The sequence below is a fragment of the Thermus islandicus DSM 21543 genome, assembly GCF_000421625.1.
Classification (GTDB): domain Bacteria; phylum Deinococcota; class Deinococci; order Deinococcales; family Thermaceae; genus Thermus; species Thermus islandicus.
The window spans coordinates 1-11,779 of sequence record NZ_ATXJ01000025.1; the positions used below are offsets into that span (position 1 = coordinate 1).

The 11,779-nt window shown below is 68.1% G+C and carries 13 protein-coding genes, 2 tRNA genes and 1 rRNA gene; 5 read left to right on the forward strand and 11 right to left on the reverse strand.

Translation table 11 applies throughout. The features are described 5' to 3' along the window. The 4 genes from H531_RS0111290 to H531_RS0111305 form a co-directional block, all read right to left on the reverse strand. A 23S ribosomal RNA gene (locus tag H531_RS0111290) occupies positions 1–296 on the reverse strand; the annotation flags it as partial. A gap of 109 nt (positions 297–405) precedes the next feature. Then, entirely contained in the window at positions 406–714 is a 309-nt protein-coding gene (locus H531_RS0111295) for a hypothetical protein (RefSeq protein WP_022799442.1), read from the reverse strand. Next, entirely contained in the window at positions 701–2,014 is a 1,314-nt protein-coding gene (locus H531_RS0111300; RefSeq protein WP_028490823.1) for a phospholipase D-like domain-containing protein, read from the reverse strand. The genes H531_RS0111295 and H531_RS0111300 overlap by 14 nt, the downstream gene beginning before the upstream one ends. Then, on the reverse strand, positions 1,999–2,751 hold the full coding sequence (locus H531_RS0111305) for a TatD family hydrolase (protein WP_022799444.1): 753 nt from the start codon (positions 2,749–2,751) through the stop codon (positions 1,999–2,001). The genes H531_RS0111300 and H531_RS0111305 overlap by 16 nt, the downstream gene beginning before the upstream one ends. Positions 2,752–2,813: 62 nt before the next feature. On the opposite strand from H531_RS0111305, the gene H531_RS0111310 reads away from it, so the two are divergent. Both H531_RS0111310 and H531_RS0111315 read left to right on the forward strand, forming a co-directional pair. Then, entirely contained in the window at positions 2,814–3,800 is a 987-nt protein-coding gene (locus H531_RS0111310) for a lipocalin-like domain-containing protein (RefSeq protein WP_022799445.1), read from the forward strand. 41 nt (positions 3,801–3,841) lie between these two features. Beyond that, positions 3,842–4,495 (forward strand): flavodoxin family protein, encoded by a 654-nt coding sequence (locus H531_RS0111315; protein ID WP_022799446.1) that lies wholly within the window; start codon positions 3,842–3,844, stop codon positions 4,493–4,495. Positions 4,496–4,635: 140 nt separating this feature from the next. Here H531_RS0111315 and tsaB read toward each other — a convergent pair whose 3' ends face one another. Continuing rightward, positions 4,636–5,172 carry a tRNA (adenosine(37)-N6)-threonylcarbamoyltransferase complex dimerization subunit type 1 TsaB gene (gene tsaB, locus H531_RS0111320; RefSeq protein ID WP_022799447.1) on the reverse strand — a complete coding sequence of 179 codons (537 nt, stop codon included), beginning with the start codon at positions 5,170–5,172 and terminating at the stop codon, positions 4,636–4,638. A 29-nt stretch (positions 5,173–5,201) separates the two neighbouring features. On the opposite strand from tsaB, the gene H531_RS0111325 reads away from it, so the two are divergent. The 3 genes from H531_RS0111325 to H531_RS0111335 are packed head-to-tail and all read left to right on the forward strand — an operon-like array spanning position 5,202 to position 8,874. Continuing rightward, positions 5,202–6,395, forward strand: coding sequence for a carbohydrate ABC transporter permease (locus H531_RS0111325; RefSeq protein WP_022799448.1), 1,194 nt, complete (start codon positions 5,202–5,204; stop codon positions 6,393–6,395). 49 nt (positions 6,396–6,444) lie between these two features. After that, on the forward strand, positions 6,445–7,578 hold the full coding sequence (locus H531_RS0111330; protein ID WP_156860507.1) for a carbohydrate ABC transporter permease: 1,134 nt from the start codon (positions 6,445–6,447) through the stop codon (positions 7,576–7,578). Between the two features lie 42 nt (positions 7,579–7,620). Continuing rightward, positions 7,621–8,874 (forward strand): ABC transporter substrate-binding protein, encoded by a 1,254-nt coding sequence (locus H531_RS0111335; protein ID WP_022799450.1) that lies wholly within the window; start codon positions 7,621–7,623, stop codon positions 8,872–8,874. A gap of 47 nt (positions 8,875–8,921) precedes the next feature. Here H531_RS0111335 and H531_RS0111340 read toward each other — a convergent pair whose 3' ends face one another. From H531_RS0111340 to H531_RS13145, 6 genes are all read right to left on the reverse strand, one after another. Beyond that, positions 8,922–9,596 carry a DUF58 domain-containing protein gene (locus H531_RS0111340; RefSeq protein ID WP_022799451.1) on the reverse strand — a complete coding sequence of 225 codons (675 nt, stop codon included), beginning with the start codon at positions 9,594–9,596 and terminating at the stop codon, positions 8,922–8,924. Between the two features lie 42 nt (positions 9,597–9,638). Continuing rightward, positions 9,639–10,049 (reverse strand): ribonucleotide reductase N-terminal alpha domain-containing protein, encoded by a 411-nt coding sequence (locus tag H531_RS0111345; RefSeq protein WP_022799452.1) that lies wholly within the window; start codon positions 10,047–10,049, stop codon positions 9,639–9,641. 9 nt (positions 10,050–10,058) lie between these two features. Beyond that, a complete protein-coding gene (gene glpX / locus H531_RS0111350) occupies positions 10,059–11,027 on the reverse strand; it encodes a class II fructose-bisphosphatase (protein ID WP_022799453.1) in 969 nt (322 codons plus the stop codon). Positions 11,028–11,216: 189 nt separating this feature from the next. After that, a tRNA-Phe gene (locus H531_RS0111355) sits at positions 11,217–11,292 on the reverse strand. Between the two features lies 1 nt (position 11,293). Beyond that, a tRNA-Asp gene (locus tag H531_RS0111360) sits at positions 11,294–11,370 on the reverse strand. 88 nt (positions 11,371–11,458) lie between these two features. Next, on the reverse strand, positions 11,459–11,779 hold a 321-nt coding region (locus tag H531_RS13145), incomplete at its 5' end, for a transposase (protein ID WP_022799454.1).

Genomic DNA, 11,779 nt, shown 5'->3' on the forward strand with positions numbered 1-11,779 from the left:
AGGGCCCCACAACCCCGCCCGGACAAGCCAGGCGGTTTGGGCTCGTCCCCTTTCGCTCGCCGCTACTCAGGGAGTCGATGTCTCTTTCCTCTCCTCTGGGTACTGAGATGTTTCAGTTCCCCAGGTTCCCCCCGCCCCAAAGGGCGGTGACCCGTGTTCCCACGGGCCGGGTTCCCCCATTCGGACATCCAGGGATCCACGCCCGCTACCGGCTCCCCCTGGCTTATCGCAGGTAGCCACGTCCTTCCTCGGCTCGGGGGCCTAGGCATCCACCGTGGGCCCTTAGCATCTTGACCCTCAAAAGACCACGTCCCACGTGGCCTTCCATCTCCACCCCAGCTTTCAAGATCCCCCGCCGCCCACCAGGCAGCGCAAAGAAAAATCTACCAGACCCACACAAACGTGTCAAGGGGAGGGGGGCGGGGGGTCCGGCAGGTCCAGCCGCTCAAAGGCGAGGACCAGGTGGGGCAGGTCCTCTGGGGAGACGAGGGCGAAGAAGTTCTCCTCCAGCTCGTACCGGGCCGCCCACTCCCCCTCCACCCCGGCGAGGGCGAGGGGACGGGCCTCCTCCTTCAGGAAGCGCCTGCGCCGCAGGCGGAGGTCGCCCTTGGCCGAAAGGTAAACCTGGTAGAGGACCCCACCCCGGCGCTTTTCCGCGTAAAGTCCCCCTTGGATGGGGGTTACCTCGTAACCTAGCTCCTCAAGGGCTTGCATCCAGCACCTCCAGCTGGCCCGGGCTTTCCAGGATGATCTCGTAGTACCCCGCGTAGAGAACGATCCGTCCCTGGGCCCGCACCCTTTTGCCCAAGTAGCTTTCGGGGAAGGGCTGGCGGAAAAGGCCGTAATTTCTGGGAAAGACCACGAGCCGGAGGTCGTTCTCCCCTTGGCCGAAGTGCAAAAAGGCCACGGTGCCGCGGTCCTCCACCCGGACGATGGTGCCCTCCACGGTGGCGATGCGGCCAAAGTAGCGAGGGGCATCCTGCCAGGGAACCACGCCCTCCACCGGGGGCAGGGCAAAGGGGTTTTCCGGAAGCCCCCTCTGCCAGTCCCCCTCCAGGGTCTTGAGGAGCCGGGCGAAGGCTTCGGGAGCTTCCTTGGCCGTGAACCGCACCGCAAGCTCCCGGTTGGCGTTCAGGCTGTTGGCGCTGAGGTTGAGGCTCCCCACGAGGGCCTCTTCCCCGTCCCGCACCAGGACCTTGGCGTGCACGTAGGGGGAGGGGAGGAAGCGGACTTCGGCCCCCGCCGCCTCGAGGGCCATGGCCCCAGAGAGGAAGTAAGTGTCCCCCACTTCCTGGGGGCTTCCGATGAGGCGCACCCGCACTCCCCGCTTCAGGGCGGCCTTCAGGGCCTCGAGGACCTCGGGATCCGCCATGGCCTGGTGCTCCAGGAGGAGCTCCTTCCTCGCCTGGGCGATCATTCCTAGGAGCACTTCCCGGGCGTTGCCCTCCCTCACCCCAGAGAGGGTGCGGCTTGGCGCCCAGACCAGGAGGGCGCGGGAGAGGTCCAGCCTTTCCCCTTCCCAGTCCGCCTCAAAGACCCGGGTCACCTCGGCTACCTGCTTGGGGTCGTCCAGGATCAGGGCGTACTCCCGGTTGGCGGAAAAGGAACTTCCCGTAAGGTTCATGGTGCCCACCCAGGCCAGCTTGCGGTCCACCACCAGGCTCTTTTCGTGCACGAAGACGAAGCGGAAGGGGGTGGTGAGGCGTACCTCCACGCCCCGCTCCTTCAGGGCCTGGTACACGGCGAGGTCCACCCGGCCTCCCGAGGGTTCCCGTTCCAGGAGGACCCGCACCCTCACCCCCCGCTTCCTCGCCTCCCCCAGAGCCTCCACCACGTCCATGCGGCTTGGGGTCCAGAGGTACATCTTGACCAAAACCTCCTGCCGCGCGGAGGCGATCAGGTCCAGGAGGGGCTTTACCCCATCCTCGGGCTCCACCACCAGCCGGGGCGCCCCTAGGGCCAGGCCCAAAAGCCATAGGAGGATAAGGAGGCGCTTCATCACCAGCCGAAGCATACCCGAGCGTTCCCGTCGGTGCAGGCTTCCATCTCGGCGAAGTCCACCCCTCGCACCTCGGCGAGCTTCTCCAGGACGAGCCGCACGTAGTGGGGCCGGTTCCGCTTGCCCCGGTGGGGCTCCGGGGGCAGGAAGGGGGTGTCGGTCTCCACCAGGAGGCGGTCCTCGGGGAGGCGCCGGGCCGCCTCCCGCAGCGCCTCGTTCTTCCGGTAGGTGAGGGGGCCGGCGAGGCCGAAGTAGGCCCCCACCTTTAGGCCCGCCGCCTCTAAGGCGGGGTGGCCCGAGAAGGCGTGGAGGACCACCCGCTTGGGCCTGTGGAACCCGAGCCAGGCCGCCAGGTCCTCCTCGGCCTTCCCGTCCCGGCTCCGCACGTGGAGGACCAGGGGAAGGCCGAGCTCCTCCGCCAGGGCCGCCTGGAAGTCCAGGGCCTGGAGCTGGGCGGGCCTGGTCTCGGGGGTCCAGTGGTAGTCCAGCCCCGTCTCCCCGATGGCCCGCACCCGGGGGTGGCGGGCCTGGTGGCGGAGGGCCGCCTCCACCTCGGGGGAGAGGAGGTGGGCGCTGGTGGGGTGGAGGCCCACCGCGGCGTAGACGTTGCCCTTGGCCAGGTGTAGGGTTTTTTCCCAGCGGCTCGGGTCTACCCCCAGGGTGAGGACGGCCCGAAGCTCGGTGAGGTGGGCCTGGACCTCCGTAAGCTCCGGGGGCTCTAGGAAGTCCAGGTGGGCGTGGGTGTCGGTCATGGGCCTTACTGTAGCGCAGGGCCTGGAACCGGGGAGGGGCTTCCGGGTAGGATGCCTCCTGGATGTGGCGGCTCCTTTGGCTGGCGGGGCTTTTGGCCGCCTGCGCCCCGGCCCTTCTTAGGGTGGAGCCCAGCCGGCTTCCCGACCCCGGGGACTGGGACCCTAGGCCTGCCCAGGTGGAGTGGTGGTACGCCTGGGCATGGGCCCACCCCTATGCCCTTCACTTCGCCTTCTTCAAGGCCTACGCCCCCCCTTCCTACCGCATCCTGGGCTTGCCGGGGAGCCTCTTCGGGGCCTTTCACGCCGCCCACCTGGTCCTCACCGACCTGCGCACGGGGGCGCGGCGGTTTCTGGAGGTTTCCGACCAGGACCTCCTCGCCCCCAGGGGGCGGGCAGAGCCTGGCCCCAGGCTCGAGGTCGGGGGCTGGCGCCTCTACCGCGAGGGGCCGGGCTTCCGCCTCGAGGCCCCTGGGGTGGGCCTCGTCCTTCTTCCCCGCAAGCCCCCCGTGGTCCACCCGCCGGGGTACTCGGGCACGGAGGAAACGGGGCGCTTGTACTACCAGTCCTATACCCGGGCCAGGGCGGTGGGCCTCCTGCAAGGGGAGGAGGCCTCGGGGGAGGCTTGGCTGGACCACCAGTGGGGGGAGCAGGTCTCCGGGGTCCAGGCCACCTGGGACTGGTTCGGCCTCCACCTCTCCGATGGCTCCGAGCTTATGGCCTACCAGGTGAAGGACCGGGAGGGCCGGGTGGTCCAGGTCCTGGGGAGCCTTGTGGACCCCGTGGGCCGGGTGGAGGCCCTGGCCCTGGCCTTCGTCCCCCTGGAGGCCTGGAAAAGCCCTTCAGGGCGCACCTACACCCTGGGCTGGCGCCTCGAGGGCCCGGGGCTCCGCCTCACCCTTCGCCCCCTCTTCCGGGAGGGGGAGATCCTCTCCCGCACCACCCGGGTGGCCTACTGGGAGGGGCCGGTGGCGGGGGAGGGGGTCCTCGAGGGGGGTCCGGTGCGGGCCAAGGGCATGGGGGAGTTCGTGGCCGGGCCCCTCCTACCCTAAGCATGCTATACTAAAGGTGGTTTAGTGCTCGGGTGATATTTATGGGCTTACGCGTGCTCGGCGTTAACGCATCGGCACGGACGGACGGGTTTACGGCGGAGCTTCTGGACGAGGTCTTGGAGGCCGCCAGGCGGAAGGGCGCTAGCACCGAGCGGCTGGACCTGGTGCGGCATCCCTTTCCCCTGTGCGCGGGAAACTACTCCCTGGACCCTGCCTCCTGCGGTCCGGAAACCTGCGTGCAGGGGCCCTGGGATGGCTTTGGCAAGGTGGCGGAGCGGATCCTAAACGCGGACGCCGTGGTCTTCGCCACCCCGGTGTACTGGTTTAGCGCCTCCGCCCGGATGAAGGCCCTTCTGGAGCGCATGACCTCCATGGAGAACCAGGGCCTCCTCAACCTGGGCAAGCCCATGGCCCTCCTGGCGGTGGCCGAGGAGGAGGGCGCCGCGCAGGCCCTCTCCCAGATGCTCCTGCCCCTCTCCTACATGGGCTTCGTCCTCGCCCCCCTGGGCCTGGTCTACGCCCACCGGCGGGATCTGAAGGGACTGAAGGAGAACCCGGAGCTCCTGGAGGACGCCCGCATCGCGGGGGAGAACCTGGTGCTTCTGGCGGAGCGGCTGGGAGGTACGCGCTTTCAGGAGCCGCTCCCCAGCTACCTGTACCGCCTGCCCAAGGTCCCCAGCGCGGCCGCCGACTGAGGCGAGGCACCCACCCCTGGTTGCGGCCTCGAGACGGGAGCTTCGCAAGCGGAGGGGTCGGGGAAGGGATTATACCCTTTGCTTTGGGTCTAGGCTAAAACCTCGCGGGGACTTTCTACCGGGGCCCGCATGGGGTGGAATTAGAGGTAAAGGGGCTCCACCCCTTCGTGGGCGAAGGGGAGGAGCTCGTAGAGGGCCCGGGGGTCGGGTGGGGCGTCCAGGAGGAGCCCTTCCCGGGGAAGCTCCTCGGCGCGCATCCTCCGCGGCGGAAGGGCCTCCCTAGGCCTCCCTCCTTCCAGGACGTAGGTGGCCCCGTAGTAGAGGCGGTTCCTGGCGGTGAAAAGGGGGGTGAGGGGCCTTCCCTCCTCCAGGAAGGGCCAGGCCGCCGCCAGGAGGGAGCTCGCCCCGTAAACCCGGGCCCCCAGGGCTTGGGCCAGGCCGAGGCCTGCCGCCAAGGCGATGCGGAGGCCCGTGTATGAGCCCGGGCCTTCCCCCAGGACGAGGGCGGAGATCTCCTCCCGCCCGGTACCCACCTCCCTCAGGACCTCCTCTAGGAGGCCGAAAAGTACCTCCTCGTGCCGCCTCTCCACCCGCACCACCCGGCCCAGGCCTACCTCCCCGCGGAAGAGGCCCAAGGAGAGGTAGGGGGTAGCGGTATCCAGGGTGAGGGTCCACATCCTACCTATCCTATATACTCCAGCACGGGATGCGGGCCTTCCCCCTTCATGCCCTCCTTTCCCTGGGTGCCCTCCTCACCCTTGGGGTCTATGCCCGGCGCCTGGGCTTCCTGCCCGAGGGGGTGGTCCTCCTCGGGCTTGGCCTCTACGGGGCCCTGAGCCTCTACGGCCTACGTTTCGGCTGGGCTTACCTTCTCCTCCTCCCGGGTCTGTTGGCGCCCTGGTTCCCCCTGGCCCCCTTCTTGGTTCCCCTCGCCTTCGCCTTGGCCTTCGGCAGGCGCCTGCCCGAGAAGGCCCAGGGGGCCGTCTACGGCTGGGCCCTGGTCTGGCCTGCCCTGGCCCTCCTCCTGGTGTGGCATGTCTTCCCCGCCCTTTACGCTTTCTACCTCAGCCTCTTTGACCGGGTGAACTTCCTGCGCCCGGCGGCCTTCGTGGGCCTAGAGAACTACCGCATCCTCCTCGAGGACCCCCTCTTCTGGCGGGCCTTGGGCAACACCTTCTGGTACGCGGTCTTTACCGTACCCACGGGGATCCTCTTGGCCACCTTCGTGGCCATCCTTTTGAACACCAAGCTGGCCTTCCAGGGCTTCTACCGCACCCTCTACTTCCTGCCCTACATCACCGCCCTCACGGCTGCCGCAGCGGTGTGGCGCTGGATCTACCACCCCGAGTTCGGCCTGCTCAACTGGCTGCTCTCTACCCCGGGGCTGGACTGGCTCAACACCCCCACCGGGGTCTTCGCCCTCCTCCTCCGGCCCCTGGGCCTCGAGGTCCAGGGCTTTTTCGCCGGCCCCAGCCTGGCCTTCGTGGCGGTCATGGCCATGAGCCTCTGGCACCTTCTGGGCTACCAGGTGGTGATCCTTCTAGCGGGGCTCCAGGCCATCCCCAAGGAGTACTACGAGGCGGCCGAGCTGGATGGGGCGAGCTTTTTCCAGCAGCACCGCCTCATCACCTGGCCCCTCCTTTCCCCCACCACCTTCTTTCTCTTCACCCTGGGCCTCATCGGGGCCTTTCAGGTGTTCACCCAGGTCTACGTGCTGACCCCCACGGGCGGGGTTTTGCAGGACACCCTCACCCTGACCTTTTACCTCTACAACAAGGGCTTCCGCGACGCCAACTTTTCCTACGCCAGCGCCATCGCCATGGTCACCTTTCTCCTCATCCTCGCCCTCACCCTCCTGCAAAGGCGGGTGCTGGAGAGGCGGGTGAACTATGAGATCTAGAGCCTTCGCCCTCCTCGTTCACCTCCTCCTCCTTTCGGGGGGGCTGGTCATGGCCTTCCCTTTTTACTGGATGCTGGCCACCAGCTTCAAAAGCCCCCAGGAGGCCCTCCAGGCCAGGCCCATCTGGGTGCCGGAGCGCATGAAGCCGGGGAACTGGCTGAAGGCCGCCCGGCTGGGGGATAGCCCCCTCTTCGGGGGGCTCGGCCCGGGAAGGAGCGTGGAGCTTGCGTTTCCGGCCCCCGAAGGCCGCGCCCCCCGGGCCTTCGTGCCCCGGGTCCCGGGGGCCTTCGCCGACCCCAGGGCGGAGGGCACCCGGGTGGAGGTGCTCCGCCGGGGGAGGGCTTACGTGGTGCGCCTCACCAACACCACCAACGAGGCCTTCCGCACCCTTCCCCTCGTGGTCCTTTGGCCCAAGGCGGTGCCCCTGAGCCCCCCCCTGCCCCCCGACGCGCTCCGCTCCCAGGGGGAGGACTGGCGGCTGGAGTGGGTGAATGCGGTCCCGGGGGCCTTGGGGTACGTGTTTCACAACTACCTCGAGGCCTGGCAGGCGGCGCCCTGGGGCCGCTACTTCTTCAACAGCCTGTTCACCGCCTTCACCCAGGTGGCCGTGGGCCTCTTCCTGGCGGCCCTGGCCGCCTTCGCCCTGGCCCGCATCCCCTTCCCGGGGAAGGAGGTGGTCTTTGTCCTCGTCCTGGCCACCATGATGGTGCCGGGAGAGGTGCTCCTCATCCCCAACTACGTGCTCCTCGCCCGGCTGGGCTGGCTGGACACCTACTACGCCCTCATCGTGCCCTGGCTGGCCTCGGCCTTCGGGATCTTCCTCCTGCGGCAGTTTTACCTTTCCCTGCCCCAGGACCTCTTTGACGCGGCCCGGATAGATGGGGCGGGGTACCTCACCCAGCTCTTCCGCATCGCCCTGCCTTTGAGCGTTCCTGGGCTCGTCTCCTACGGCATCTTCACCTTCCTGGGGGCGTACAACGCCCTCCTCTGGCCCCTCATCGTTACCCAGAGCCCGGGGATGCGCACGGTGCAGCTGGGCCTGCAGGCCTTCGTTTCCGAAGCGGGCTCGGACTACGGGGCCCTGATGGCCGCCAGCACCTTCGTCATCGCTCCGGTGATCCTGGGCTACTTCTTGGCCCAGCGCCAGTTCATCCAGGGCATCGCCCGCTCCGGCCTCAAGTGAGGCCCCCCGGGAGCGGGGTATACTCTTGGGCGGGAGGTGTCTATGAGAGCCCTTTGGTTGCTGACGGCGTTTTTGGGTCTCGCCCTGGCCCAGCAGGCCAAGCCGGAGGACGTGATCAAGGACCAGTGCGCCAAGGCCAAGGTGGTGGCCGAGCTCTGGCACGGCTTCACCGGGGGCGCCCCCAAGGCGGCCTTGGAGAACCTGGTGGTGGAGTTCAATAAGGCCCAGCAGGGCCGGTGTGTCCGCCCGGTCCCTCAGGGGAGCTACCGGGACCTCTCCACCAAGATCAAGGCGGCCTTCGCCGCCGGGAAGGTGCCGGCCATGGCCCAGGCCTACGAGAACAACATCGCCCTCTACCTCGAGGCCAAGGCGCTTCTGCCCATTGAGTCCCTGGGGGTGAGGCTCCAGGGGGTGAACCTCTCCTTCCTGAACGCGGTGCGCTTTGGGGGCGTGGTCTACGGGGTGCCCTTCAACAAGAGCGTCCAGGTCCTCTACTACAACAAGGACCTCCTGAGGAAGCACGGGGCCAAGGTGCCCGCCACCCTGGAGGAGCTGGTGGCTACCGCCAAGCGGCTCTCCCAAGCCGAAGGGGGGCCCGTGTACTGGTTCCAGCCCGACGCCTCCACCTTCGCCTACTTCTTCTTCAACCTGGGCGGGAGCTACCTGAAAGACGGCAAGCTGGTCCTGAACTCCAAGGAGGCGGTGGAGGCCCTTACCCTTCTGCAAAGCGGGGTCAAGGAGGGGTGGGCCAAGGCCATCACCTCCGGCTACATCAACCAGAACCTGGGCTCCGGTCCCTACGCCTTCAGCGTGGACACCTCGGCGGGCTACACCTACTACCGCCAGGGGGCCAGGTTTGACCTGGGGGTGGCCCCCCTCCCCGGCCGCGCCAAGGGCCAGCCCGGGTTTGGCCTGGTCCAGGGCACCAACCTGGTGGTTTTCCGCCAGGCCCCCAAGGAGGAGCAGGCGGTGGCCAAGGACTTCCTCCAGTTCGTCCTCTCCCCCAGGGCCCAGGCGGTCTTCGCCACCGCCACCGGGTACGTCCCCGTGACCGAAGGGGCCCTGAAGGACCCCGTCTACCAGGCCTACACGGCGGAGAACCCCGACTACGCCACCATCGTCCGCCAGAGCCGCTACGCCAAGTTTGAGCCCGCCCTGGCCGAGTGGGAGCAGATCCGCTTTGACATCCTGGGCCAGGCCATCAAGGAGGCCGTCCTCAACAAGGCCGACCCCAAGGCGGCTCTGGACAAGGCCCAGAAGTTGGCCGAGGACCTCCTTTCCGGCAAGACCCGCTAGGGTTCCCCGGCGCGGCGCCTCTCTTTTCCCCGCCTCAGGGGCTTTATCTAGATAGGCTCCAAAACGCCTTGGCGTAGGAGGGCGGGGAGGGGAGGCTCGCCGACCCTTAGGAGGGCGTACCGCCCCCGAAGGAGGGCGAGGAGGCGGAGCGCTCCCAGGTGCTCGGCCAGGGCCCTGCGGTAGGCCTCCACCTCGGCCCTCCCCACGGGAAGGGCTTCCCCGGTTTCCACGTCCTTGAGCAGGGCCTCCTCCAGGGGCGGGTCCAGCTCCAGGGGGGAGAGGACCTGCACCAGAACCACCCGCCGGGGGAGGACCCGGGGCCAGGGCAGGGGGTCCAGGCCGTCGGTGAGGAGGACCAGCACCCCAAACCCCCGGGGGAGGGCCTCGAGGCCACCTCGCTCCAGGCGGGCCCGGGGGTCCTCCTGGCGGGCGGCCCTGAGGAGGAGGGCCGCCACCTCCTCGGCGTAGGGGAGCTTTCCGTGGAGGCGCATGCTGGGGGTTGCGTCCAGGAAGAGCCGGAAGCGGGCCCGCTCCGGGGCGCTTTCCAGGCGGGTGTAGAGCCTGCCTGTCCGGGCGTAGGCCCGCCAGTGAACCCGGCGCACCTCGTCCCCTTCTGCATAGGGGCGGAGCTCAAAAAACTCTCCCCCGTGGCCCTTCCTGCGGGCGAGCCGTTCCCCGGGATAGGGGAGGTAGGGCCTCGAGGCGATGCGGTACCGGATCATGCCGTCTGGCAGAAGGTGCAGACCCCCAAGGGGGGCAGGGGCTCAATGACCTCGCGTTGGGCCCTTAGGGGGTGGCGGTTTTTTCCTAGGTCCACGATGGCGTCCAGGAAGCGTACGGCGAAGGGCCACCTCTTCCAGGGAGGCCCAGTCCAGCCGGGCTTCGTTGCAGAGGGTGCTCTTCCGCCAGTGGCCCAGGCCGAAGAGGATCCTTCCCCCGGGGACGAAGCGGAAGTCCGAGAGGAGCCAAAGAACCTCTTGGAAGCTCCCCTTGTCCACCCGGGCCACCTGGCGGGCGAGGCGCTCCCACATCTCCCTAGGGGTGGCCTCGAGGAGGCGCCCCTCCGGGTCTCTAAGGGCGTAGCGCCAGAGAAAGACGCCGGCCCTGAGCTCGTCCCCCAGGAAGTCCAGGGCCAGCCTTTCCGCATCCTCTTCCGTGTAGGTGCGCCTGGGCACGCCTCCAGTCTAAACCCGGATGGTGACCCGGGCCCCCGTCTCAAAAAGGTGGATGGAGTCTATAAAGCGCACCACCCGGGTGGCGTGGCCCATGACGATGGAGTGCGTCCTCGCCCCGCCCCCGAAGAAGCGGACGCCCTCCAGGATGTCCCCGTCGGTGATGCCCGTGGCGGCGAAGACGATCTCCCTTCCCGGGGCCAGGTCCTCGGTGCGGTAGACCCGGTTTTCGTTCCCCCCCATGGCCAGGAGCCGTTCCCGTTCCACCTCATTCTGCGGGACGAAGCGGGCCTGGATCTCCCCCCCCAGGCACTTGAGGGCGGCGGCGGCCAAAACCCCTTCCGGGGCCCCGCCGATGCCCATGACCGCGTGGACCCCCGTGCCCCGGATGGCCGCGGCCAGGGCGGCGATCACGTCCCCGTCCGAGATGAGCTTGACCCGGGCTCCCGCCTCCCGGATCTCCCGGATGAGCCGCTCGTGCCGGGGGCGGTCCAGGACCACCACCACCAGGTCCTCCACCGCGCGCTGGAGGGCCAGGGCTAGGGCCTTGAGGTTGGCGGAAACGGGCCAGGTGAGGTCCACGAGGCCCGCGGCGGGCGGGGGGACGATGAGCTTCTCCATGTACATGTCCGGGGCGTGGAAAAGCCCCCCCTTCTCGCTTAGGGCGATCACGGTGACGGCGTTGGGCAGCCCCTTGGCGGCGGTGGTGGTCCCCTCCACCGGGTCCACGGCGATGTCCACCTCGAGGCCCCCCTGGCCCAGGACCTCCCCGATGTAGAGCATGGGGGCCTCGTCCATCTCCCCCTCCCCGATCACCACGGTGCCTCTTATGGGGAGCTCGTTGAGGACCAGGCGCATGGCCTCGGTGCCCGCCTCGTCCACCGCCTCCTTGTCCCCCTTGCCCGCGAGGCGGCTTGCCGCCAGGGCGGCCTGCTCCGTGACCCGGACCACCTCGAGGACCAAGCGGCGCTCAATTTCCATGGTTCCATGATAAGGGGCACGCCAACCCGAACATCACCCTTGGGGTCTATCGGCACCTGTTGGAGGGGGAGAGGAAGGCCTTTGTCGTGGACCCGGAGGAGCTTCTTGGAAACCGCCCAAAAGCCTAATTTTGGGCCGTAAAAGGACCCCCGGCCTTACTATCAAGGCCGGGGGTTTTGCGTCTGGGCATGGTGCCGAGGGGCGGAATCGAACCGCCGACACTGCGATTTTCAGTCGCATGCTCTACCAACTGAGCTACCTCGGCGTGGCGGCCCCGACGGGACTCGAACCCGCGATCTCCCACGTGACAGGCGGGTGTGTTAACCAACTACACCACGGGGCCTGGATTGTTGCCGGGTCGGGGGCGTCCGACCGGGCAACTTGGATGATAGCCGGGAGGAAGGGGAGTGTCAAGCCGCTTCTTCAGGGCTTTACCCAAAACTCCTTCCTCGCCCTCCCTTAGCCTGCTTCAAGAGTTCTTGGGTGACTTCATAGTTGAGCAGGCGAACCAGGCCCCTCAGGAGCAGGTACGGACCATCCCTCTCGCTGGGCAGCCCCAGCTTGCCCCCGAGCTGCAAAAGAAACCCCTTGAACGGATCCCCCAACCGCTCAACTTCCCAAAGGAACACCGCCAGCCCCAGCAAAACCGCCACCACCTTCCGGATCCGGGCAAGCCCCCGCACCTGGAAGGTCTCAAGCCCCAGCCCCGTCTTCAAAAGCCGGAAGAACCGCTCCACCTCCCACCGCCTGCG